The organism is Sphingobacterium detergens, from assembly GCF_003610355.1.
GTDB classification, from domain to species: Bacteria; Bacteroidota; Bacteroidia; order Sphingobacteriales; family Sphingobacteriaceae; genus Sphingobacterium; species Sphingobacterium detergens.
The window spans coordinates 205,581-229,085 of the sequence record NZ_RAPY01000004.1; the positions used below are offsets into that span (position 1 = coordinate 205,581).

Here is a 23,505-nt window from a genome sequence, read left to right on the forward strand (position 1 = left end):
ATTGTAAAATGATAGATATAACTGCTGTCGATATTTGTAAATCTTTGGTATTATCAGTAGTATTGTGACTACACTTAAAAATGTGCAATCTACTGTTCATTGTATCAGAAAAAAGTAGATTGTCTTTATCAAGATGATATGATCAAGTTTATCCGTTATTTTCTTTTGGGATTATTTGTTTGGGAGCAAGCGGCTGCGCAAAAACTACCAACCGACTATGTCAATCCTTTTATTGGTACCAGTAACTATGGTACAACCAATCCCGGTGCTCAGGTACCTCATGGTTTAATGAATGTGTCTCCCTTTAATGTGATGGGATCATCACTTAATGCCTTTGATAAGGATGCACGTTGGTGGTCTACACCTTACGAACATAGCAATAGCTATTTTACCGGTTTTTCACATGTCAATCTGAGTGGTGTAGGTTGTCCTGATATGGGAAGTTTGTTGCTGATGCCAACGGCTGGAAAACTAGAAGTCGACTACCATCAATATGGAAGTACTTATACACAGGAAGAGGCTCATCCAGGTTATTATAGTAATGTGTTAAAAAAATACGGTATCAAAACCGAGACATCCGCAACTGCTCGTGTGGGTGTATCTAAATTTACTTTCCCTAAAGGGCAGGCTAATATTCTACTCAATTTAGGGGAGGGACTGACGAATGAAACGGGTGCCACGGTTCGCTATGTCAGTGATACGGAACTTGAAGGTTCGAAATTATTGGGTTCGTTCTGTTATACCAACAATCAGGCCGTATATCCGATTTTCTTCGTGATGCGAGTGAATAAAAAGCCCGCAAAGAAAGGTTACTGGAAATTTCAGCGTGCCGGTGAAAAATGGGAGAATGATTGGAATAAAGATGCTGGCAAATACAAGATTTTTACCGATTATTCGAGCCAATTGTCTGGAGACGATCTTGGGGCATTCTTGAGTTTTGATGTTCAGGAAAATGAGAGCTTAGAGGTTCAGTTGGCGGTATCTTTCGTAAGCGTTGAAAATGCACGAAAAAATCTGGACGTCGAGCAACCTGGTTTTGGATTTGAGCGGATCAGGACACAAGCTTCATCTTTGTGGAATAATGAATTATCAAGAATTCAGGTTGAAGGAGGTACCGAAGATCAAAAAACGGTATTTTATACGGCTATGTATCATGCCATGATTCATCCAAATATTTTACAGGATGTTAACGGCGAATATCCGGCTATGGAAAATAGAAAGACCCTTGTTGCGGATCATAATCGTTATACCGTATTCTCTTTATGGGATACGTACAGAAATGTACAGCCGCTCATGTCGTTGGTCTATCCAGATAAACAGGTTGGAATGATTCGATCCATGATTGATATTTATAAAGAAAATGGATGGATGCCTAAGTGGGAACTTTATAGCCGTGAAAGCTATACCATGGACGGTGATCCAGCAGTACCTGTGATCGTTGATGCCTGGATGAAAGGCATTCGGGACTATGATATCAATACAGCTTATGAGGCTTTTTTGAAGTCGGCGACGACAACGGATTCGACGAATCGAATCCGTCCGGACAATGCCGATTATGTCAAGTATGGTTATGTTCCTCTTCGCGATTCTTTTGATAATTCAGTTTCCCATGCGATTGAGTACTATGTAGCTGATTGGAATTTAGCGCAGTTGGCCAACTCGTTGGGAAAAACTAAAGATGCACAGACTTTTGGTAAGAGAGCACAGGGGTACAAACATTACTATTCTCCAGAGTATGGAACCTTTCGACCTATTCTTCCCAATGGCTCGTTTTTGACACCTTTCAATCCATTGATGGGGGCTAATTTTGAACCTAACCATGGATTCCATGAAGGGAATGCCTGGAATTATAGTTTTGCGATACCATTTGATATCCCTGGTTTAGTTCAACTGATGGGCGGTAAAAGGAAATTTGTGGACAGATTACAGGCCACCTTTGATAAAGGGTATTTTGATGTTACCAACGAACCTGACATGCTTTATCCACATGTTTTTTCCGAAATAAAAGGTGAGGAATGGCGTACACAAAAATTGGTTAAGCAAATTCTGGATAAACATTTTACGAATAGTCCCGGTGGGATCCCAGGAAATGATGATACAGGAACAATGTCGACCTGGGCATTAATGAATATGATGGGGATTTACCCTTTTTGTCCTGGCAGGCCAGATTATACGATCGTTACTCCGGTATTTGATAAAGTAACTATTCAACTTGATAAAAAGTATTATCCTAAGTCTGATCGTGTGACCATTAGACGCCAAAAAGAGGGCAATGGAGAATTCATCAAAAAAATTATCGTCGATGGAAAGCCATTAGGAGGTTTTAAGATAAGCCATCAAGTTTTGGTTAATAGCAAAGATATCCTGATTGTTACGGGAGACAGATAAATGACACGCAGATTAAAGAAGCTATCTACACTATGAAATATATGAAATACCTGGCATGCGCAGGTTTATTGGGAATACTGAGCTGTGCCTCACAGCGGGATTCGGCTGAAGGTTCTTATGCAAAATCAGTCAATCCTTTTATAGGGACAGATTTTACGGGTAACACCTATCCTGGAGCACAATCGCCCTTTGGTATGGTGCAATTGAGTCCAGATAATGGATTGCCCGGTTGGGATCGTATTTCGGGTTATTTTTATCCCGATAGCACGATTTCGGGCTTTAGTCATACCCATTTAAGTGGGACGGGGGCTGGGGATCTATATGATATATCTTTTATGCCAGTTACATTGCCTTATCATGAAGCCGCGGCACCTTTGGGTATTCATTCCAAGTTTTCCCATCAAAACGAACAGGCACATGCGGGGTACTATAAAGTAAAGCTGACGGACTATAATATCGATGTGGAGCTAACAGCAACCCCACGTTGTGGTATCCAACGTTATACATTCCCTAAGGCTCAATCGGCTATTTTTTTGGATCTAAAGAAAGCAATGAACTGGGATGCCACAATAGATTCATACATCGAGGTGGTCGATTCGGTCACTGTGCGTGGCTACCGGTTTTCAGAAGGTTGGGCCAGAGGCCAACGTGTCTATTTTGAAACCCGATTTTCAAAGCCGTTTACTGCAGTTCACATCGATAGCTCGGCGATACAGTCAAGTGTTGACAGCATAACAAAAACGACCAAACGTATTGGTACTGCTTTCAAGGCACGTTTTGATTTTAAAACATCTACTGGTGAACAAGTGACGCTTAGCACAGCTCTTTCGGGGGTAAGTATGGATGGTGCTTCCAAAAACCTGAAAGCTGAGGTGCCAACAGATGATTTTGATCACTATTTAAAACAAGTTGAGAATAACTGGAACAAAGAGCTTGGTAAGATCGCTATTCGGACTGCGGACAAAGAAGCTAAAGTAAAGTTCTATACAGCATTGTACCATTCGATGTTGGCCCCCACCATATTTGGAGACGTAGATGGGGCTTATTTTGGTGCGGATAGAAAAATACATCAGGCCGAAGGTTGGACCAATTACAGTACTTTTTCGCTTTGGGATACCTATCGTGCTTCACATCCTCTATTTACTTATCTTGATCCAAATCGGGTAAATGATATGGTGAAATCATTTATTACATTCTACGAACAGCATGGTCGCTTGCCTGTATGGAATATCTATGGCAGTGAAACCGATATGATGATTGGCAATCATGCAATCCCAGTTATTGTGGACGCTTATTTGAAAGGAATAGGTGATTTTGATGTCAATAAAGCGCTGGAAGCTTGTGTGACAACAGCAAACATAGACAACTATAGAGGTATTGGATTGTATAAAAAGCTGGGTTATGTACCTTATGATGTTGTGGATAAATATAATGAGGAGAACTGGTCTTTGTCACGCACACTCGAATATGCATTTGATGATCATTGTATTGCGGTTATGGCGGATAAGATGGGGAACAAGGCGGTGGCAACTACGTTTTTTGCAAGAGCAAAAAATTATAAAAATGTCTATAATCCCGCTACATCATTTATGCAACCGCGTGACAGTCATGGTGCTTTTGTAACGCCATTTGATCCAGAGGAATATAGTGCACATATCTGTGAAAGCAATGCTTGGCAATACTTCTGGTCTGTTCAACATGATATTCCGGGATTGATCAATCTCGTCGGCGGAAATGAACGTTTTGGGCAGAAATTGGATAGCATGTTTACCTTCCATCCATCCGACACCAGTAAACTGCCTATCTTCAGTACGGGCATGATTGGACAATATGCACATGGAAATGAACCAAGTCATCACGCTATATATTTGTTTAACGCGATTGGGCAACCATGGAAAACACAGCAATATGCTGCCGAAGTGATGGAAAAACTCTATCTAAATAATCCGTCAGGGTTAAGCGGGAATGATGATTGCGGACAGATGTCTGCTTGGTATGTATTCAGTGCGCTGGGTTTTTATCCAGTAGATCCAGTGAGCGGAAGGTATGAAATCGGTACGCCATTGTTTGAACATAGTGAATTTAAACTTGCGAATGGGAAAAAGTTTACTATTAAAGCAGATCATGTAAATAAAACCAATATTTACATCCAGTCGGTTACTTTGGATGGAAAACCTCTTGAAACAAGTTATATCACACATGAGCAGATCATGTCCGGAGCTACTCTTGTTTTCCAAATGGGAAGCAAACCTGGTCCGGCGTGGTACAAAAAATAGTCAGAAGCAATATCATTGTTTTTGTCAACAGAACCTCCAATAAGTTAACAGTTATTGGAGGTTCTTTTTGCAAATAGCAATACTATTCAAGGTTTTTATAAAAGTAGGTTGTACTACAGGGGGTACCATTAGGAAAAAGTGCATAATTGGGAATGTTTCCCACGACCTTCCAGCCACATTTTAAGTACAAAGCATGAGCCGGGCTATCTGTTACAGTATCTAATACCAGTAGTGATTTTCTCATTTTTTTCGCAATTAATTCAAGATGTTGCAATAGATTTTCAGCTATACCAAGACGTCGAAAGGCTGAATGCACCAACATTTTTGCTACTTCCGCCCGATGCGGTTGATTTTGAGGAAGGTCTATTTGTAATTGCACGGTCCCAACGATCTGGTCCGATGAGCTGTCTTTTGCAACAAGTAGCACTGTTTTTTCTTGCTGGACCTTTGCCAGGACATTGTTCCAGAATTCACTCGCTTTTTCTTCGTTTATGTCCTGCATAAATCCTACTGAGGCCCTTCCTTGGACAATATCCAATGTTAATGCGACCAGGTCGGAAACGGCTATGTTATTTGCTTCCTTTAATTCTTCAATGTGGATATTTCTCTTATCAGAAATAAGCATAGTTATTTTATGGTTTTTATTAGCGTGAAATGATTGCTATTTAATTGAGAAATAGGATTACTGCTTCATGATGCAAGGCGGCCATCTGATAAAATGCTTTTAGGTCTTCGAAGTATTGAAGCAGATAATCTAATGCATTTTCCTCCTCCCAGATATCTGGGTATATATCTTTTTCAAGCATGGTGGCGGAGTCGAAACGTTGTGTTAATTCATCTATTGAAATTTCCTTTAACGCTAAATCAATCTGTCTGGTTTGTTCTATATCTGTATAGGTTGCTGGGCCATAGCCCATGTCCTGATTGCGATCAATGTCATTAGGACCAACTAGTAGCCAGGATAATGGTGGAGCGGCCTGATCGTATGTACCGATTGATTCTCCTGTCAATAAAAAGAAAATACCCTCCCAAGCTTTATCAATATCTATCAAATTGTCCAAATGTATAGCTTCTTTGCTATAGACCATTTTTCTTAATGAATGACTATCAGTGAGAAAACTATTCAATGTTTCTAGATTGACACGGAGGAAATTTTGTATCATGCTCATGATCTTTCGATTTTGGTTGACTGCTTTTTGTTTTCTGTTTTACAGAAGGATGTAATACTGTTGATTGTATTGAAAATATGAACGGTAGAAATATTAATTATTACTCCGTGTAAATGCAAAATAAATAACATATAGCCAACCTAAGATACCATGGATCAGCGCCCAAAGAATAGATTTGTTGCGGTCCCACGAAGTGACTACTGCAATTACAGAACCAAGTCCTATTCCAGATTGTGTAATTGTTTGGGTAGTTGAACGGCTAATTTCTTGTCCGAAAACCATGCTCGACATTCCGATGAACATGATCAATAAAGCTAGTTGTTTCATAGTGTTTTATTCAGTTCTTTTCGTTTTTGATTCCTCATTGATTTTCCTGATTCGTGTAAAATTCTCGGTCTTCTAATCTGGTCTATATTCTTTTTCTAAGTTCCGCAATTCTTCCTTAAGAAACAAGCTGTTGTCCTTGACTTGTTTTACAGTATTTACTAATCTGATAATTATCCGTGCTATTGTCTGGGGTAAAATTGTATCCAAATGATAGCGAATCTTAAAAAGCAGGTAACGAATATTAACTGTCTTAAAGAGCTTGTTTTGAAAATGCGTTATTTGTTGAAAAATCGAGATATGAGAATTATTATTTTGACATTAATCATCAGTACATTCGCATTGACATCCTGTAGTGGTAATTTGGACTTCGGATATAATGAGAAGATTGCCGGCCTTTTCTATAGTTGTAAAGAAAAGTTGGATGAAAGCTATAATAAATTGTTGGAAGGAGAATATGATGCGGATAAAACGGATGAATTATCCTACGAAATGAAGCTCAAAGAGGTACAGGCGCTGAGCAGCTATATCAAAGGAATAAAGAGTGAAGTTAATGCATTAAAGCCTAGTGAGGCTGCGAAGAGCTTCCATTTGACTACAATAGCTTACATGACGAGAATTACAGATGGTTATGGTACGTTGTTGGTCAAATATGTGGATGAGCAGAAAAAAGGTGCTAGACAGGCGTTATTAAGAGATATTACTGATGAAAAAGCTAAAATAGCAGTCCTGGCAGATACTTGTTTGGAAAAACAAGTTGAGTTTTTAAATAAGGTGGGGATAAAGGTTGCTACTGCACAATAAATAATTCATGAAACATAATTTCAGCCAATGAGAACATGCTTAACAATTGATAGGTTTTATTTAATGTTTGTTTTACTTCTATTTGTTGTATCCTGTAAAACTAAAGCCATAAAACAGGCTATCAGGCCCCCCGATCCACAGGAAACTGTACGACCGGATTGGCTAGCTCAAAAGTATGATCGAGTAATGAATATTGAAGATCGTCAGGTGGCACGATTAGAGGGCAATTATCTATTGGATCTGCCATTACAGTTTAAGAGGGATTCAATAGCTGTATTTTATTTGAGCGCAAAGATCCCAATAGAATTTTTTAAAAAGTCATCGGAGTTTTATCCTGAATTGCAGGAATTTATTCTTATTGTTCCTGATTGGAAGTTTTACAGTGAAGTCAGTAAAATGGCTTCAAAAAATGGAATGTGCGTGGAACCAGAAACCACTAATTATTATTTCTATATCAGACGGGAAGAGGACAATGTAAAAGTTGATAGCGTTCGGCTTGGGGGATTTGAAAATCCAGTGATTGATTTTGCTAAACCTACAGTGCCCGAAAACCTATTAACAGTATATTGGAAGGAAAGCTATGGTTCTGTCTGCTGCCCTCGTGATCCGATGTGGGATATTGCTGATCAGGATAGCTCTTTTATCCGAAGTTTTGAGGAAAGAAATAAATTTAAGGTAACTGCAGGGAGATATATTCAAAAGCAAGGAAAAGAAGGCGAAAATAGTATATATTATACATTGCCGGGATTGACAACAGCACAGCGATTGCAATTTTTACTTGAGAAGCATGCACAATGGAGATTAAATAGCGAAGCCAAGAAAATGCCACATTCAACCAAATTGTTTACACCTCAATTGCAGGAGATGATAACAACAGGTTTTAACAAGCATGAAGAAATGCCTTAGCAGATGAGAAAATAATGTTGAGTCGAAGATTTCCGTTTTTAAAATGTATCTGTCTAAAGTATAGGGGGTATATAACATTTGATAAATAAGCATAATTTTGAAATAGTATGAGAATAAACAATCCATATAAAATTGTAGGCATAGTGGCAACAATTGTACTTATGGGCGGCTCCTGTCAGGGACAGGATGCAACCAAAGCTGCTAAAGAAGGTGTTGAAGAGGCTGTTTTACTTATCGGTCAGCTACCGGGAAAGTATAATACGGCAGAAGACATTTGGGAAAATCCGGATACTGCTTACGAACAATTTATACGATTTGATGGCGAAAATCTTGCGACTTTCCATCGAACGGATGCTAATGGCGATTTAGGAACTGTTGGCATCATTGATAAAACAGGAAAGGTTATTGTACAGCCCAACTATTTCAGTACTACGACAAAACCACATTTTGGCTTTTTTGAAGTACAAGATAGTAAACAACGTGTAGGGTTGATCAATGAGAAAGGAGTGGAGGTTGTTTCGCCTCAGTATGAGTCTATCTTTTTGGATGCCAGTCTTATGGCGATTGATAGTACGATTATCAAAGTTGCGAAAGATGGCAAACAAGGATTTATTGATCATAACGGCGCTATTGTGGTTCCTTTTAAATATCAGGTTTTGGATGTTGCGGGTAAAAATAGAATCATGTATATGGAATCACCGAAGCATTGGGGATTGATGGATTACAATAGCAAAATAATGACCGATCCTGTTTTTACATTTAGCAATATTTTTGTCGGCGGAAAAATGGTGTTACAACAGGCCGATGGCGAAGAGTATACACTCTATGAAGATGGAAAAATCATTAAGAAATAATTGTTGTCCTGAAGTAAGAAAGTGCTATTTCCAGATCGGGAATAGCACTTTAATGAATAAACTGTCTTTATGATTGTGTACATCATAAGCTAACGAGTGATTAGTTAATCCAGTAGCTGTATTTCAAATATTTTGTCCCAATTTTTTCCTGTGAGAAAAAAGGTGTTTGATTTTTTATTGTAGGCAATTCCGTTTAATACATCTAGATCAACATGTTGTGTCACATTTTCTCGTAATTTGGAAAGATCGACTAGCCCCTCAATAGCACCTGTTTTTGGGTCTATGATACCCATAACATCTTCCATAAAGAAATTAGCATAAATCTTTCCCTTTACCCATTCCATTTCGTTTATTTGGTTAACTATTTTCTCATTTGTGGCAACGCGGATATAATCAATTTTGGAAAAGTCATTGGGATTGAGTACATAGATATTTTCTGAACCGTCAGACATATACAAATTTTTACCATCTGAGGTCAGTCCCCATCCTTCCATGTTTTTGAAATATGGCAGTGTTTTTATTGTCTTTAGTGTTGTCATATCATAGACATAGGCAAGATTGCTTTTGTAAGTCAATTGATATAATTTCCCATTTAATATGGTTGCACCTTCGCCGAATATTGAATCTGCTAATTCGATCTTTTTGATTGGTTGTCCTGTTGTAGGATTGACAATGCGGATACTTGACTTACCTTTATTTCCACTTAACCCAACGCCATTGCCCGTACTTTCCATCAAGTCTTCTCCAAAGAACTCTAGCCCTTGTGTGAAAGCTTTGATATCATGTGGGTAAGTATTAACAATTCGGTACTTTAAAATTCGAGGTGGGTTTGATGGCAAATAGTCTATGTTTACTGTGTTTTCTTCGGATTTTCCAGTATGAAATACAACCGCCTTAATGATTTGCTTGCCAAATTTCTCTCCTGATAATCTATATGTTACTTTATTGTTTTCTGTGACTTTAGCAATAGGGTAATCATTGATATAATAAAGGATGGAATCAATTTTTACATTAGGTGTATTTGTAATCTGAAACGATAATTCTTCATTTGTTGTATAATCTTGTTTAATCCCTTCGAAGCCAAAGCTTGGATTATTTTTTGGTAAGCTGTCTGGAGACGGTGATGTTGTTTTTTTACCGTTTTCTCCGCATCCTATAAAAAGAGATGCTACTGTTAGCAAAAATAGTGAAGAGGTTGTTTTCATTTTTGTAAAGCTTGAAGATAGTGGGATTTATTTTATACTTAAAGAAAGATAAATATAATTTCAAAAGAAACCTAAATCATTGCTGAAAAAGATTCAGTACGAAAAGCAATGAAGTTGTTTTGCTCTAAAATAGTATTGAAGATCTTGTCGCGGGAATTAGCTATTTCGAATATGTGGGGGAATAGAATCTGGAGCAGCAGCAGCATTTTGGTAATTAGGTTTGAGCGATACGAAATTATTTCGTATCGCTCAAACCTTTATTGTTGTTTTTATTGTTTTTTATCCCACCATACTTTGGACAAAAAGGAATCTCCGTTCTGCATTCTGGAAACAGCGTCTTTGAGATTTGTTTGATTTAATTCAGCCTCCTCACTGGAGTAAATAGCTCGACGTGGTATCTGTCTATTGGTGGATCCCGGATTTGGACCAGGTGTCAATTTTGGATAACCAGTACGACGCCATTCGGCAAATGCTTCCATATCTCGGCCAAATAAACTTATCCATTTTTGAGTAGCGATTTTCTCCATCTTTTGTTCGTCTGTCAATCCATTTAGGTTGATGACATTTTGCTCATAGGATGAAGGGATGGAAGTTAGATTGTACGGAGGAAGGGCAAAGGCGGCTTTGACGCCATCTGTAAAGAATGATTGTGCATTTGTACTTGTCGCGCCCCAACCTAATAATGCTGCCTCGGCTTTGTAAAAACAAATGTCTGAGTAGGTCATTGCATAACTTGGTATTGGCGCAAAATTCAAGCTAAACCATGTTGACTTGTTGGCCGTAGAGTAATTTGCTCTGATCAGTTGAGAAAGTTCATTATCGGTTAATGCTACTCCAATTCCTTGATAGGTGGTAACACCGCCTATAGTGACTGGTTCTGCAAGTAGACCTAAGCGTGGATCATTATACTCCTTCAATTTGTTTACCAATGTGTTGGCTAAGTACCGTAAGTCGGCGCTCCCAGTAGTCATCTGCCGTAATATAGGGTTTTGGTTCTCGGCTTGGGCATTATTAAATGTAGGAACTGCAGCATTATCACTATTACTTGAGATTAACCCAAGTGGAGAAGTCATTGCTTCTGTAACGGTCTTTTGCGCTAATGAGAGATTGGCATAACGCATTCTCATGCCCAATTTCAGTTTTAAGGAGTTTCCGAATTTTTTCCATTTATCAATATTACCGCCATAGAAAAAATCGGAGGAGCCATAAGACTGATCACCAACGGTGAGACGTGCCAAAGCGGCATCAACCTTTATAACTAGTGCGGGATAGATATCCTCTTGTTTGTCAAACTTAGGGGTTCGATTAATCTCTTTGCTATCTTTTGTAATTTCCGAATAGGGGATGTCTCCAAATAGATCAGTCAATCGTTGGTATAGATAAACTTCATAAAGTTCGGTTATGGCCAGTTTACTTCTACCTTCGGGACTTTCTTCTTTGCCACTGAGCTCATTTTTTATCTGAATGATGTTTCTGAGCAAGGTAAAATGCTGCGACCATATCAGGTTCTCTGGCCCTTCAAAATAACGCGATACAGGCACCACTGGGCCACCGGCCCAATGCTGGATCCAAGAACCAAACTTATTGTTTGGAAGTTCTCCCGACTCCTGAAACGTACCATCACGAAGGATTCTAGCCATAAGCAATGCGGGATCTATTGTTGTCACTGATGTTGGCGGCGTATTTATTTTTTCAAAGTCTTTTGTGCAGGCGCTAAATGTTGCTACGGAGACAAGAGCGATAACAAATCTGTTTTTTATCATTTTCGTTTTCATAATTCAGTGTTTTAAAGACCAACGGTAAGGTTAATGCCAAATGTTCTCATCATAGGTAGGGAAGTAGATTCAATCCCTATGGAGCTGTTATTCACATTGAAAGCAGAAGCTTCTGGAGAAAAACCATCTGTTTTTCGTTGGAAATAGAATAAGTTTCTACCATATAGACCCAATTTCAATGAATTGATCAAGCGATGTGGCATCAGATTTTTCGGGAATGAATAAGAGAGACTGATTTCGCGCATAGCAATATAGCTCATATCATTAATCATTTCTTCAGATACCATGACTTCTTTGTCGCTAGCGACCATATTCCAATAATCCTGAGCATTCACCTGTTTACTGTTTTTTGTTCCGGTGCTTGTCCAATTGCCTGCGCCATCTTGTTGTGCAACCATCCCATCAGCGACATAGGTACCCTCACGTCCTTCTAACGTTTTTTTGCTCGTACCATAAATTATTTGTTCTCGATTGGACTGTGAGAAGATCACTCCCCCTTGACGAATATCAACAAGTGCGTATAAGTTGAACCCTTTGTATTTTAATGTGTTGCCGAAACCGCCTATCCAATTTGGCTGCGCATTTCCAAGATCTGTTTCCACTCTTCCGGCGGTACGTAAAGGGAGTCCTGTCGTTGGATCAATTAATCGATTCCCATTTGCATCCTTAATCCATGCAAACTGAGTTCCAATAAGCTGACCAAAGGGCTTTCCTACCTCGGCAACGACGTTGATTCCTCTATCTGTTGCTAAAAGGAAACTTTCTACACCAGGGTAAAGTGATTCGACTTTGTTGCGGTTTCTATTAAAATTAAATGTTGTATTCCATTCAAATCCTGATTCGGTTTTGAGAGGAGTGGCTCCTAGTACAAATTCGATCCCCCTGTTACTGATTTCTCCAGCATTGATGCGATTTTTTACGTAAAGACTTGATGGTGCAATCGGTACATCTAGAATCTGGTTTTTTGTTTTCGCCTGATAGTAAGTAAAGGATAGTGAAAGTCTATTTTTTAGAAATCTGAGATCTGCACCAGCCTCGATAGAGGTGGTCAACTCATTCTTTAAGTTGGGATCAGGGATAATTTCGGTATATGAAGCCATCGGTACACCACCATGTGTATATTGATTCAGACTATACGCACCCGTCAATTGGTAGGGGTTTCCGGAGCTACCGGCCTGTGCCCAGGAAGCTCGGATCTTAGCGAAAGACAGTGCGTCTGACTGCCATTTGAATGCATCAGATAGCACAAGACTAGAACTTATCGAAGGGTAGAAAAACGAATTGTTATTTTTGGATAATGTAGAAGACCAGTCGTTGCGTGCGGAAAAGTCGACAAACCAATAATCTTTATAGCTAAATTGGCCTGATAGGTATACCGAATTTATTTTTGACTCGATAAGATCGAATATATAGGTATTCGTAGTGGTATTATTGATGACAAAGAGATTAGGTACGATAAACTGATTACCAGCGTTTCCGGTCATTCGCAGATATCGACTTTGATGACTTGCCCCTATGTTGGCGCTGAGCTTAATGTTATCCGATAAAGTGAAATTGGAGCTAGCAAGGATATCAAAGTTATCTTCGCGGGATCGAATAACTTCTTCTCTGATATCGCCTTTCCTGTTTAAGCTCTGATAGGTATTGATCGGTCTGTATCGGAATCGCTGATCTGTATAGAAATCGGTTCCTCCTGTTGCTGCTACTTTGAGCCAGGGAGCGAAGTCATAGCTTAGGCGGAGTAATCCAATGATGCGATCGCGGCGATCTTCGTTGTGATTTTCATGGATTGTCCAGAAAGGATTGGCAGTGGAACTGTTCGTAGCGTAAGTTTTTTCCAGACCTTCCGTTAGTCCCGAAAAACCAAGCTGCCTGCTTATTTCCTGTACCGTCCATTTATATTGGGACATGATATCATTCCCTAGGCTTCGTGGTTGACTGATAAATAAATAGGCCGGATTATCGGCTGCATCAGCCAATGTTGGCCTATTATTTCCTTTTTGAGCGATGTAATTTGCTTTTACATCAATATGGAGTTTGTCCGTAATTTTTGCTTGTGTGCGTAATCCGAAATTATTCCTTTTCAAAGTATTGGTCGGGATATATCCCTTCACATCTGTGTTGGCAAAAGAAAAGCGGTAGTTTATTTTTTCATTACCGCCGTCTACGCTTAAGTTATTGACAAATTGTTTTTCGGTCTGGAAAAAAGATGCATAGGTATCAGGTTTGGGTGTTAGCTGCAGTACATTTCCATAGGCATCTTCATAAGTTTGGCCTTCCATTTTCGCTCCCCAGCTGGCACGTGTTGTACGGTCCCTGCCTGCACTCATTTTTGGGATACCACTGTAACCGTTTTTTATGGCTTCACTCATGGAAACGATGGTTCCGTCGTCTTTTCGGAAGTGGGTAAATGTGCCATTTAGTCCCTGACCATATTCATTTTGAAAATCAGGGAGTACCAAACCATTTCCAAAGGAATAGTCGGTACCATAGCTGAAGCGTGTTTTACCGGCTTTTCCTGATTTTGTTGTAATCAGGATGACACCGTTACTTCCTCTTTGACCATATAGCGCCGCGGCATTGGGTCCTTTTAAGACGGACATGGTCTCAATGTCTTCGGGGTTAATATTACCAATACCGTCACCATAATCTGTGCCACCGGATTGGTTTGGTGCTGAAATGTTTTGATTGTCAATCGGGCACACCATCGACTACGTAAAGCGGTTGGCTATTACCAACAAGTGAGTTGTTACCACGAATAACGACCTTCGAAGATCCCCCAGCACCAGAAGCGGCACGGCTTACTTGCACGCCAGCGACCTTTCCTGAAAGTGCATTGGCAACATTTGTTTCTTTACCCTGTGTCAATTCATCTCCTTTTAGCTCCGCAACAGTATAACCAAGGGCCTTTTTCTCCTTTTTAATACCTAGTGCAGTGACAACTACTTCTTGTAGATTTTCCGATACCGATTCCAGACTGACATTGATGGCAAGCTTATCTCTTTCAGAGATGTTGTAATCTGTCAGTTCCTTGGTTTTAAATCCGATAGAGGAAATGGTGATTTGGTATCCTTGACCCGCTGGGATCTGATCAAAGGAAAAGGTACCATCTGCGGCGCTAGTCGTTGCCCTTTTGAATTTGTTAGTCACATTTTGGATAGTGACTGTTGCGGAGTATATGGGCTTGCCCGCTTCGTCGCGAATGACGCCGTTGATCGCTGCCTGCTGTTGTGCATTAACGATTTGATAGCTAGTTGCCAAAAGGCCCATTAGTCCAAGACGTAAACCCCAGTTTACATCAGCACGGATATTGGTTCTTAGCATAAACATGGTTAGTAGGCCATGTTTGGAAGGTAAATAATTGTGCATAATTTATGGATTAAATAAGTAAATTATATTTTATTCTGTATGGTTATAGTAATGTGGTGGAGTTCTTGTATATCTGATAGTATTTTTCGGAAGACAGAAGGGTCATTTTCATAGGTGCCACTGTAATATTTATTTTCGATGGCTTCGGAATTAAATTCAAGTTTGATATTATAGTTTTGACTTATAATATGCAGTAGATCTTTAAGGGCTAAATTTTTGAAGATTAGTGTATTTTGTTTTTCGGAATAAAAACCTCTTCTGTTGAATTTGGATGAATTCATCCGTTCTTCAGCAATAATTTGAAGTTGTCGATGATCGATGGTTATTTCTTCGTTTGGTATAAAATCAAGGAGCAGAGGAGGGGAGCCTGTTTTATTTTTTAGACTCTTTAATTGGATACGTCCTTCAAATAATTTGACTTTTGTTTGCGAAGATTTTAGCTCATCTACGCTGAATATTGTACCTAATGCGGTTGTTGTTAACCCAGTGGTATATACATTAAAGGGTCCTGACTTGTCTTTGGCAACAACAAACTTTGCCTTTCCTTTTAAATGAATATCACGGCTAGACAGCGAAGAAAAGTTATCTGCAAATTTAACTTCCGAATTAGGATAAAGTTCAATTTTTGATCCATCAGGAACATCTACCTCCATCGGCGAATTGCCAGAATTAATATAATAGAAGTTGCTTGGGGACTCCAATTTCGGAGTTTGTTTTTTTTGAACAGAAGTAATCGTAGGTGTATTTGTTGTTGTCTTCCAATATTGAAAAGATTCCCAGCCTAGTGTTCCGACAAGTAAAAGTATCGCAGCATATTTCAATAGGGTATAGATCCGTTGTTTTGTATCCCTGATCGTAATTTTTTTGATCAGGGATTGTTTGATTGACTCATGCTGTTCAAAAGCTACATGTTCTTCTATATTATGCCATTCGCTTGCTGGAAGCCAATCATCCAAATTTAGTCGATTATTATCCAGTGCAGTTTGAACCGCTTTAACTTCTTCGGTATTTGCTTCTCCACGGAGATATTTTTCGACGAGTTCTTTCGTAATCTTCATACATATTGATTACGATTGAAAATAGGGTATCCCCCAAAAGAAAATTAAAAAAGATTTAGCATCAGTATGGAGAGCAATAATGCTTTTCTTATTGCTTTTAGCGCAAGGGTAATTTGGTTTTCTACAGTCTTGGATGAAATGGAGAGTTTATCCGCGATTTGTTTATGGGATAGATTGGAATATCGGCTCAACATAAAGATCTGTTTTCGCTTTTCGGGGAATTGATTAATGATATGTTGTAATGTCCCTTCAAGCTGTTTGGCATAGTAATCATCTTGCGGGGAATAGCGCTGAATGAGCTCATTTTCTGTTTGAAGAAGTTTCTTTCTGTTATATTCTTCTTTGATCAGATCCAAAATTGTTGTTCTTGCAATACAAAAGATCTGGGATTCTACAGTGGCATCAATATTTTTTTCATTTAAGTTTTTCCAAAGCTTAATAAAAACACGCTGTACAGTTTCTTCGGCTAAATAAGATGATCTGGTTTTATTGAACGCATATTGGAATACTTTGGGACTCCATTGATCATAGTATTCCTCAAATGTTTGGATATTTAGCGAATAATTGATTCCCATAGTGTAGACTTGGAATCTCTAATATAGCTAAACTAAATGATTTAAGATAAATTTAGGTGGAGTTTTTTGGTTTGTCAAAACGTTAAGTAAAACATTAAGATAAGGAGGTGCATCCATAGCAAGTCCTACAATGAATCGTGTTATGTACTTCGTTAATGAAGCCCATTTTTTGTCTAAAGGATATTTCCACGGATATATTCTTTCCCCATATAACCATCCCAATTTTCATGGTCGCGCATAATCTGATGATAGACTGTGGCTAGAGCCTGCATTTTTGTGAATAAAGGAATGCCTTTTCGGATGCAGTCATAGTCTGTATAAATCCCATTGCGATCATTCCATTGAAGCCATTGGAGCAATTCTTGTCGTTTCATAAGTGAGAGTCTATCAAAAAGTGCTTTATCTTTTAAATCCAGTAGCTGATAGCGCCAATCCTTTCGTTGAGACTCCATTGCGATGATTTTTGGTAATTGATAGCCGATAATCTGTTTGATGAGAGATTCCATAGTTTGAGCAATTAATTGTTAAACATAAGTTGTATGGGGCCATTCGAAATGCTATTAAACTGCTTTTTCGTATGACTGCGCAAGATCTCTCTATAGGTATATTCTACAGCTTTTGATTTGCAAAGCGGTTTTACGTTATTTTCCATACATTTATGGTCAGTGTAGTTGCCTTTTGGGTTATGCCATTGTAACCAATCAAGGAGTACCTCCCGATCCATCACTTCAAGTCGTTGAAGTAAACCATTTATTTCACTTTCTTTAAGTTGTTCACGCCAATCGGACCATATCGATCGTGATGTGAATTCTCTATTTGCTTTGAATTTATTTTCCATTGTGTTTTATACTTTTTTTGTCGGACTTTATTTAGACTATCAACTTTATTTAAACTACCAACTTGCTTATGATCGCATTCCCCAGTTTACTTTTCATAAATAACGCAATCTGTTGGAGTAATTCAGGGCTGACTTCGGGTACTCTTTCCAAGTCTCGAATAAACCATTTTTGAATCACAGGATAATGTTTAAGAACTGGATCAAATTTAACCACTTCAGCTCTTGACGATTTACCTTCCGGATCGTAATACGACCAAAGTACAATAAAGATTGTATTGGGATCCTCATCGGGATAGGGGGTATGGAAGCGAACAATATCGCCAACATGTAATTCCTTATTGTCATATCCTTTTGCCTGTTCCATAAAGACCTTGTCTAAAATTGATATTCAAATATACTAAAAATATTAGTTTTATAAAATTTTGTTGATTTTTTTTGCTAAATATATTGTTGGTTAGGATTAGAGCGATATAGCTTTATTTCTATAGGCGGAAACTTAATGATAAAAAAGATGTTTTCTTATCTATTTGATCGGTAGTTGTTTGTATTTTTAAATGAGCAATAAGCAGTTTGTGCAACTGCTTAGCTTTCGTAGAGCACGTGACATCTTGTTGCAAAAGTGTTTGAAAAGATAATGTGTAGGGGAATACTTCTCATTATTCAACAACAATATACAGAAGAATTTTTTTGTTGAGCCCCTTAGACGGAGGAAATGATGCTATCAGTCTTTCAGAAATGAAACAAGAGGTCTGATAAATCGGTCGAAAGCTTCAATATGGGGCAGGTGTCCGACGTTATCAAGCTCGACGAGCTTTGACCCTTTGATTTTTTGTTGTGCTTCCTTTCCTAAATACTGATACAGCCCCATTTTTGCGGCTACTTTAGGATCTTTTACGTTGGCTTTACCGATTGCAGTTCTATCACGCGTACCGATGATGAGGAGGGTGGGTGTTTTTATATGCTGAAATTCATAAACAACAGGCTGGGTAAAGATCATGTCTGATGTTTTGGCATTTACCATGGCAACGATGGAATAATCCTTAGCTTTTGTCCAACCCGTAAGTAGGTATACCCATTCATCGTATTCCGGCTTCCATTTGTTGTCGTAATAGAATCCGCTTTGGTACTTTTTTGCAGCTTCATATCCAGCTTTTAATTCCGTTTGAAAATTTTGGTCGATGGAAGTATATGGAGCGACAAGTTTCCAGTCTTCCAGTCCAATGGGATTCTCTAAAACAAGTTTTTCTACAGTCTCGGGATACATTAATGTAAACCTCGTTGCAAGCATCCCGCCCATAGAGTGGCCAAGTAAGGCGACCTTATCAAGTCCCAACTTGTCTAAAAGCAATTTTGTATTTTGGGCTAGCTGCTGAAAAGTAAACTGATAAGCTGTGGGTTTCGAAGATTTGCCAAATCCAATCTGATCAGGTATTATAACGCGATACCCAGCCGAATTTAGTGCCTGAATGGTTGTTTTCCAGTATGCTCCGTTGAAATTTTTGCCATGGAGTAATAACATGGTCTGACCATTTGGTTGTTGTGAGCTGACATCCATATAGGCCATTTTTATTTCTTCACCCTGACTCTTTAAATTCAAGTAATGTACTTCATAAGGATAGTGATAATTATTGAGCATAATATCCAGTACAGGGCGATCTGTCTGCGCGTTTGATAACGAATAGACGAGACTGAGCAGTACTAGAGCGAGCTGTTTTATCAATGAATTCATTTATATGTTTTTTTAAGTATACATCATTACTTTGGCAACTTTATTTTATAAACCTGATAGGGTAATTCAACTCGGTCTATGCCATTGTTCCATTGCGGATCTCTGGATAGTTGTGCACATGAAAAGTAAAGATAACCATTCCCATCTATACCCAAAGAATCCGGCCATAACAATCTGGGATCCTGTGTCAATAGATGAATTTGTCCATCTGGACTCAAGTATTTGATACTGTAATCCATTGAGGTCGTCAGATAAATATTACCGTTCCGATCCGCGAGTAAGCCATGTGTGACGCCTACATTTCCCATGTCTTCTACTTTGCCTTGCAGGGCTGATTGGGATAGTGTATCATCCGCAAGGTACTTTGTAGCGATGCTGTATAAGTGCTTTTTATTAATTGGTTTAAAATAGAAATAATTAAAGTCATGACTTAGCGCTATCCCGTTAACGTGAGAGAGAAAGGGTTTACCGTCCTTATAACGCATGTCTATGCCGGAATAGGAGATGACAACTTCCGGATCAGCTAATGTGAAGGAGCTTTTTTCCAGTACTTTTCTACTATTTCCTGATTGAAGATCAAGCACAATTATTGCGGCCTGACCAGGATCAGAAAGATAGGCTAGATTTTTTTCAAGGTCAATGCGTACATCGTTCAAACCTGATTTCGCTTTGTCAAGATCATCAAATGTATAAATTCGTGCTATTTGATTATTTTTTGTGTCGATTTTAAGGAGTTTGAATTGTCCGGTAGGAGCTGCACCATCTGGACCGAAAATAGAGCCAGAGGTTGATGGTTTAGAGTCTAATACCCATAAGTTGTCCTGTGCATCCACAAAGATGTCCTGAACGTTTACAAAATGTGAACTTTCGTCCCCTTGACTATTCCATACTTCATTAGGATAGGGGATGCTTTTACCATCAATGATTTCGGTAAGGGCGTACCGATAATCTTTGTTTTGTTTGGGAAATGATACGAATAATCTATTTGTCGAAGTTGCACTGACGCCGATGGGACGGTAGGCTCCAAAAGATGCCGCGACTTCTAGTTTCGGATCTAGAGCGAGTTTTTCTTGTGCTTGCATTGTAGAGCATAATAGATGAGCGAATAGGAAATAAAATAAAAGTCTTTTGAACATACTCGGTATTTATTTGAGACCTGATGACGGTGCTGAATGAATTGTGAAAACCAATATTCTATTTTATAACTTCTTTTTTACTGTTATTGTTTTATAAGAATATTATATAAGGTGAGCGGATAGCCCCGTTAGTTCAGATAGAATGGATTCGTGGTGCAAGGACCGTGAGAAAGCAATTCGGATTTTTCACCCCGATCAGGAGTTGGCCGTTGGGTATTGGAAAGACGAGCGTATCGGTTCGCTGCGAGGGATAAGGAAAAGCGTAAGTTTTATTGCAGGGACAGCTTTTGGTGAAAATGGTATGCCCCACTATTTTCGACAGCGGGGCATGGTTTTTCGTTATTTGGTTAATTTGACACCAAATACGGATTCAAGTTTTTCTTCCATCGGTCCACCGCCCTTTTCGTCGGATCCTACGCTACTAAACACAATTTTTCCGTCCGGATCAATTAGATATGCGGTAGGAATTCCGCTGACAAAAAAAGCCGATTTTGATAAATTCGTTTTGTCGTGTAGTTGTGGCCAGGGATTATTTTCTTCTTTTACCGCTTTCTTCCAGTCGTCCAGCTTTGCGTCAATGGAGATATTGATAATTTCGAAGTTCTGACCCTTTAGCTGTTGGTAAACCGATCTGAGTCTAGGAAATGAGATCCGACATGGACCGCACCAGGATGCCCAAAAATCAATCAATACATATTTTCCTTTGAGCTTATTGAACGAAAAATCATTTCCGGTAGTATCGGGAAGGACGAAGTTCGCTACAGTAGATCCTATACTGGATCTTTTTTTGCTAGTAATTTTTTCATATAACTGCTTGGCTGCTTTGGTCTCTTTGAGTGAGGCGGATAATTGGGAATAATTATGCTCTAATTGAGCGAGAGATAGCCTGCTGACCCTTCCTAATAACATAAATGGTGCATCTGCTCCATTCGGATTAAAATATTTTGCAAATAGCGAGTCATTTAATTGTGTCTCACGCTTCTCGAAATAATCCATTGCCTTTTCAAAATTAGTTGTCCCTTCTTTCAGTGCTTCTTCACCGAATTTACTTGTGATTTCCTTGTTGATCCTTTCATGAATAGACTTTTTGGCTCTAGAATAATCGAAATATGCAACTGAACGGGCAGGTCCATTTATTCGGGCTGAGGAGATGCCTTTGTCAATGTCAAAATCAAGTTGTAGCGTTCCTGATTTTTCAATAAATAGAGAAAATGGAGAGACATAACCTTTGACCTTACTATCATATTGAAGATAGAAATACATTACATCCGGAGCTTCGGATGTAATAGTTATCTGATATTCACCATCTGGACTGATTACTGTGGAATCTTGAGACTGACCTTTGAAAATATATATCTTATTAAATCCTTTTGTGTCGCCAGTCACTTTACCTTTTATTTTCAGATCGATCTGAGCAAATAGGGTATTAAATGAGAAGAAAAATAGTGCCACAAGGACTGTTATTATTATATTTTTAGATTTCATGATAAATTTCAATAAAGTTTAAATTTTAATGTACGATTGATAGATCTATTAATTTAGTCCAGCAGGTAAATATGGATCGCTATTGGGCTGTAAATTCCAGCTTGGATTAGCAAGTATGGTCGGATTATTGATCTGTAATGTGAAAAATTTACTGATGACATCCGCTTTGTAGGATTTGTTACCTATGGTGTGTATGACCTGTGTTTTCGACCAAGGTTTTCCTTTATCTAGTGCCAGTCTCTTGATGTCGAATGTCCGTTGATAAGTGCCAAGCTGCATTTCCCGTCTACGTTCTTTCAGGATTTCCTCTAGTAATTGATCCTGGCTGAAAGCCCCACCATTTTGAAGATCTGTATTTGCACCTGAATAGCGGTATTTGCGTAGCATATTGAGATCGCTTAACGCTTGTCCCAATTGGTTTAACCTTGCATTTGCTTCCGCTTTTATCAATAGCAGCTCAGGATAAGTTATTCCCTGTGAAGCGATCATTTTGTTGTCCCTATAATACTTAAGGCGCACACCATCATCATGTTTTACACCGCCTTCAACCACCGAATAACCCAGCGTTTTGAGCATAAATAGCTTGTATCTCCGATCTGCATTTTTATCAAATAGATTGATAAATTCTTCCGAAGGATAGGGAGAATAGCTATAGGGGGTAGGGCGATAAAATAGCTGTTCCCTGTTGTAAGTCTGTTTCAATAAATTATCTTCGCCTAGTAACTCAAGACCAACTTCGGCATCGGTACCAGCTGGTGGAGATGCATTTGGATCTTGTCTATAACTGAATTTATTTAGGTTATAGATAAGATTATCAGTATTACCTTTGGCCGCTATGGCTTGCGCCCATGCATCATTTGCATATTTGGACATTTTGGTCCAATCTCTTTTGAACATATATAGCTGTGCTAACAAAGCATTAACCGCTGGTTTGCTTGCACGGGTTGGGTTTCCAACGGTATTTGGAGCACCGGTCAATGCGTCGAGCAGATCTTTTTCTGCAAGATCCATAATTTCATTTGTGCTGGCGAGACTGGGATTGGGAGTGTTCGGTGAACCAGTTGTCCGGTAAGGAAGCACTTTTTGATCATTTTTACCTTCAGGATCATACATCGGGCCATAACCCAGTCCTCCGACCAGATAGGACCAAGCTCTTCCAGCTTTTGCCTGTGCAACAATTATTTTGCCCAGATCTGAATTTTCCCCCTTGAGATTTGAAACTTCATCAATGGCTATATTGAATATGCCCACAGCACGATAGATGGCCCATTCCCATGTGTATTGGGGATCTATCGGATTTGTATAGGGGTAATAAAATTTAAATGCAGCCCAACGATCTACATTCGGGTGTGTACTTTTGTACAGATATATAGCCTGATTTTCACTGATTGTTAAGTTGTCACCCATAAAAGCATAGAAGCAACCTCTGTTGTTGTCTGCATAAAATGAGCTAATGGTATTTGTATTATTCAATAAATTCTCCAGATCTTCGACTTTTGAAGGAATCAACTGTCCAATAGGTTTAACATCCAGGTATTTGTTGCAGGAGAAGGTCGATATGGAGACCAGGCCCAGTGCAAGGTATATTATTTTTTTCATTTCAATTAGTTTTTA

The 23,505-nt window shown here is 38.9% G+C and carries 21 protein-coding genes; 5 read left to right on the plus strand and 16 right to left on the minus strand.

The genetic code is table 11. From position 1 onward, the window contains the following. The first annotated feature begins 138 nt into the window (after window positions 1–138). Together DFQ12_RS19425 and DFQ12_RS19430 are read left to right on the plus strand one after the other, a co-directional pair. Window positions 139–2,388, plus strand: coding sequence for a GH92 family glycosyl hydrolase (locus DFQ12_RS19425; RefSeq protein ID WP_120260710.1), 2,250 nt, complete (start codon window positions 139–141; stop codon window positions 2,386–2,388). 32 nt (window positions 2,389–2,420) lie between these two features. Then, entirely contained in the window at window positions 2,421–4,664 is a 2,244-nt protein-coding gene (locus tag DFQ12_RS19430) for a GH92 family glycosyl hydrolase (protein ID WP_208642588.1), read from the plus strand. Between the two features lie 82 nt (window positions 4,665–4,746). Here the strand turns inward: DFQ12_RS19430 and DFQ12_RS19435 are convergent, their stop codons facing one another. The 3 genes from DFQ12_RS19435 to DFQ12_RS19445 all read right to left on the minus strand — a co-directional run bounded on the left by DFQ12_RS19435 (window position 4,747) and on the right by DFQ12_RS19445 (window position 6,160). After that, window positions 4,747–5,289 (minus strand): GNAT family N-acetyltransferase, encoded by a 543-nt coding sequence (locus DFQ12_RS19435; protein WP_120260711.1) that lies wholly within the window; start codon window positions 5,287–5,289, stop codon window positions 4,747–4,749. Between the two features lie 40 nt (window positions 5,290–5,329). After that, on the minus strand, window positions 5,330–5,833 hold the full coding sequence (locus tag DFQ12_RS19440) for a YfbM family protein (protein WP_120260712.1): 504 nt from the start codon (window positions 5,831–5,833) through the stop codon (window positions 5,330–5,332). Window positions 5,834–5,926: 93 nt separating this feature from the next. Continuing rightward, a complete protein-coding gene (locus DFQ12_RS19445; RefSeq protein ID WP_120260713.1) occupies window positions 5,927–6,160 on the minus strand; it encodes a hypothetical protein in 234 nt (77 codons plus the stop codon). Between the two features lie 297 nt (window positions 6,161–6,457). Here DFQ12_RS19445 and DFQ12_RS19450 point away from each other — a divergent pair, with 297 nt between their 5' ends. The 3 genes from DFQ12_RS19450 (at window position 6,458) to DFQ12_RS19460 (ending at window position 8,721) form a co-directional block, all read left to right on the plus strand. After that, window positions 6,458–6,961, plus strand: coding sequence for a hypothetical protein (locus tag DFQ12_RS19450; RefSeq protein ID WP_147420442.1), 504 nt, complete (start codon window positions 6,458–6,460; stop codon window positions 6,959–6,961). A gap of 186 nt (window positions 6,962–7,147) precedes the next feature. Next, window positions 7,148–7,867, plus strand: a complete 720-nt coding sequence (locus tag DFQ12_RS19455; protein WP_147420443.1) for a hypothetical protein — start codon at window positions 7,148–7,150, stop codon at window positions 7,865–7,867. 107 nt (window positions 7,868–7,974) lie between these two features. Further along, window positions 7,975–8,721 carry a WG repeat-containing protein gene (locus DFQ12_RS19460; RefSeq protein ID WP_120260716.1) on the plus strand — a complete coding sequence of 249 codons (747 nt, stop codon included), beginning with the start codon at window positions 7,975–7,977 and terminating at the stop codon, window positions 8,719–8,721. A 104-nt stretch (window positions 8,722–8,825) separates the two neighbouring features. Here DFQ12_RS19460 and DFQ12_RS19465 read toward each other — a convergent pair whose 3' ends face one another. From DFQ12_RS19465 to DFQ12_RS19520, 13 genes are all read right to left on the minus strand, one after another. After that, a complete protein-coding gene (locus tag DFQ12_RS19465; protein WP_120260717.1) occupies window positions 8,826–9,926 on the minus strand; it encodes a glutaminyl-peptide cyclotransferase in 1,101 nt (366 codons plus the stop codon). A 269-nt stretch (window positions 9,927–10,195) separates the two neighbouring features. Beyond that, window positions 10,196–11,701, minus strand: a complete 1,506-nt coding sequence (locus tag DFQ12_RS19470; RefSeq protein ID WP_120260718.1) for a SusD/RagB family nutrient-binding outer membrane lipoprotein — start codon at window positions 11,699–11,701, stop codon at window positions 10,196–10,198. Between the two features lie 11 nt (window positions 11,702–11,712). After that, a complete protein-coding gene (locus tag DFQ12_RS19475; RefSeq protein ID WP_279634415.1) occupies window positions 11,713–14,409 on the minus strand; it encodes a SusC/RagA family TonB-linked outer membrane protein in 2,697 nt (898 codons plus the stop codon). Next, window positions 14,393–15,070: a carboxypeptidase regulatory-like domain-containing protein gene (locus DFQ12_RS28405; RefSeq protein WP_279634416.1), complete on the minus strand. Its 678-nt coding sequence runs from the start codon at window positions 15,068–15,070 to the stop codon at window positions 14,393–14,395. Before DFQ12_RS28405 ends, DFQ12_RS19475 begins: the two co-directional genes overlap by 17 nt. Before the next feature lie 23 nt (window positions 15,071–15,093). Further along, entirely contained in the window at window positions 15,094–16,128 is a 1,035-nt protein-coding gene (locus tag DFQ12_RS19480; RefSeq protein WP_120260719.1) for a FecR family protein, read from the minus strand. A gap of 44 nt (window positions 16,129–16,172) precedes the next feature. Beyond that, window positions 16,173–16,703, minus strand: a complete 531-nt coding sequence (locus DFQ12_RS19485; RefSeq protein WP_120260720.1) for a sigma-70 family RNA polymerase sigma factor — start codon at window positions 16,701–16,703, stop codon at window positions 16,173–16,175. Window positions 16,704–16,876: 173 nt separating this feature from the next. Further along, window positions 16,877–17,209 (minus strand): hypothetical protein, encoded by a 333-nt coding sequence (locus tag DFQ12_RS19490; protein ID WP_120260721.1) that lies wholly within the window; start codon window positions 17,207–17,209, stop codon window positions 16,877–16,879. A gap of 11 nt (window positions 17,210–17,220) precedes the next feature. After that, the gene (locus DFQ12_RS19495; protein ID WP_120260722.1) at window positions 17,221–17,541 is read right to left on the minus strand and encodes a hypothetical protein; all 321 of its coding nucleotides are present in this window, start codon (window positions 17,539–17,541) and stop codon (window positions 17,221–17,223) included. A gap of 49 nt (window positions 17,542–17,590) precedes the next feature. After that, the gene (locus tag DFQ12_RS19500; RefSeq protein WP_120260723.1) at window positions 17,591–17,905 is read right to left on the minus strand and encodes a hypothetical protein; all 315 of its coding nucleotides are present in this window, start codon (window positions 17,903–17,905) and stop codon (window positions 17,591–17,593) included. A 357-nt stretch (window positions 17,906–18,262) separates the two neighbouring features. Further along, a complete protein-coding gene (locus DFQ12_RS19505; RefSeq protein WP_120260724.1) occupies window positions 18,263–19,270 on the minus strand; it encodes an alpha/beta fold hydrolase in 1,008 nt (335 codons plus the stop codon). 26 nt (window positions 19,271–19,296) lie between these two features. Beyond that, entirely contained in the window at window positions 19,297–20,352 is a 1,056-nt protein-coding gene (locus DFQ12_RS19510; RefSeq protein ID WP_120260725.1) for an L-dopachrome tautomerase-related protein, read from the minus strand. A gap of 393 nt (window positions 20,353–20,745) precedes the next feature. Further along, the gene (locus tag DFQ12_RS19515) at window positions 20,746–21,858 is read right to left on the minus strand and encodes a TlpA family protein disulfide reductase (protein WP_167457315.1); all 1,113 of its coding nucleotides are present in this window, start codon (window positions 21,856–21,858) and stop codon (window positions 20,746–20,748) included. Between the two features lie 81 nt (window positions 21,859–21,939). Beyond that, window positions 21,940–23,490, minus strand: coding sequence for a RagB/SusD family nutrient uptake outer membrane protein (locus DFQ12_RS19520; RefSeq protein WP_120260727.1), 1,551 nt, complete (start codon window positions 23,488–23,490; stop codon window positions 21,940–21,942). Between the last annotated feature and the right edge of the window lie 15 nt (window positions 23,491–23,505).

Bases quoted from the DNA above. Each gene is read 5' to 3' on its own strand.
- DFQ12_RS19425 (WP_120260710.1), top strand. From the start codon at position 139: ATGATCAAGTTTATCCGTTATTTTCTTTTGGGATTATTTGTTTGGGAG.
- DFQ12_RS19430 (WP_208642588.1), top strand. From the start codon at position 2,421: ATGAAATATATGAAATACCTGGCATGCGCAGGTTTATTGGGAATACTG.
- DFQ12_RS19435 (WP_120260711.1), bottom strand. From the start codon at position 5,289: ATGCTTATTTCTGATAAGAGAAATATCCACATTGAAGAATTAAAGGAA.
- DFQ12_RS19440 (WP_120260712.1), bottom strand. From the start codon at position 5,833: ATGAGCATGATACAAAATTTCCTCCGTGTCAATCTAGAAACATTGAAT.
- DFQ12_RS19445 (WP_120260713.1), bottom strand. From the start codon at position 6,160: ATGAAACAACTAGCTTTATTGATCATGTTCATCGGAATGTCGAGCATG.
- DFQ12_RS19450 (WP_147420442.1), top strand. From the start codon at position 6,458: ATGAGAATTATTATTTTGACATTAATCATCAGTACATTCGCATTGACA.
- DFQ12_RS19455 (WP_147420443.1), top strand. From the start codon at position 7,148: ATGAATATTGAAGATCGTCAGGTGGCACGATTAGAGGGCAATTATCTA.
- DFQ12_RS19460 (WP_120260716.1), top strand. From the start codon at position 7,975: ATGAGAATAAACAATCCATATAAAATTGTAGGCATAGTGGCAACAATT.
- DFQ12_RS19465 (WP_120260717.1), bottom strand. From the start codon at position 9,926: ATGAAAACAACCTCTTCACTATTTTTGCTAACAGTAGCATCTCTTTTT.
- DFQ12_RS19470 (WP_120260718.1), bottom strand. From the start codon at position 11,701: ATGAAAACGAAAATGATAAAAAACAGATTTGTTATCGCTCTTGTCTCC.
- DFQ12_RS19475 (WP_279634415.1), bottom strand. From the start codon at position 14,409: ATGGTGTGCCCGATTGACAATCAAAACATTTCAGCACCAAACCAATCC.
- DFQ12_RS28405 (WP_279634416.1), bottom strand. From the start codon at position 15,070: ATGCACAATTATTTACCTTCCAAACATGGCCTACTAACCATGTTTATG.
- DFQ12_RS19480 (WP_120260719.1), bottom strand. From the start codon at position 16,128: ATGAAGATTACGAAAGAACTCGTCGAAAAATATCTCCGTGGAGAAGCA.
- DFQ12_RS19485 (WP_120260720.1), bottom strand. From the start codon at position 16,703: ATGGGAATCAATTATTCGCTAAATATCCAAACATTTGAGGAATACTAT.
- DFQ12_RS19490 (WP_120260721.1), bottom strand. From the start codon at position 17,209: ATGGAATCTCTCATCAAACAGATTATCGGCTATCAATTACCAAAAATC.
- DFQ12_RS19495 (WP_120260722.1), bottom strand. From the start codon at position 17,541: ATGGAAAATAAATTCAAAGCAAATAGAGAATTCACATCACGATCGATA.
- DFQ12_RS19500 (WP_120260723.1), bottom strand. From the start codon at position 17,905: ATGGAACAGGCAAAAGGATATGACAATAAGGAATTACATGTTGGCGAT.
- DFQ12_RS19505 (WP_120260724.1), bottom strand. From the start codon at position 19,270: ATGAATTCATTGATAAAACAGCTCGCTCTAGTACTGCTCAGTCTCGTC.
- DFQ12_RS19510 (WP_120260725.1), bottom strand. From the start codon at position 20,352: ATGCAAGCACAAGAAAAACTCGCTCTAGATCCGAAACTAGAAGTCGCG.
- DFQ12_RS19520 (WP_120260727.1), bottom strand. From the start codon at position 23,490: ATGAAAAAAATAATATACCTTGCACTGGGCCTGGTCTCCATATCGACC.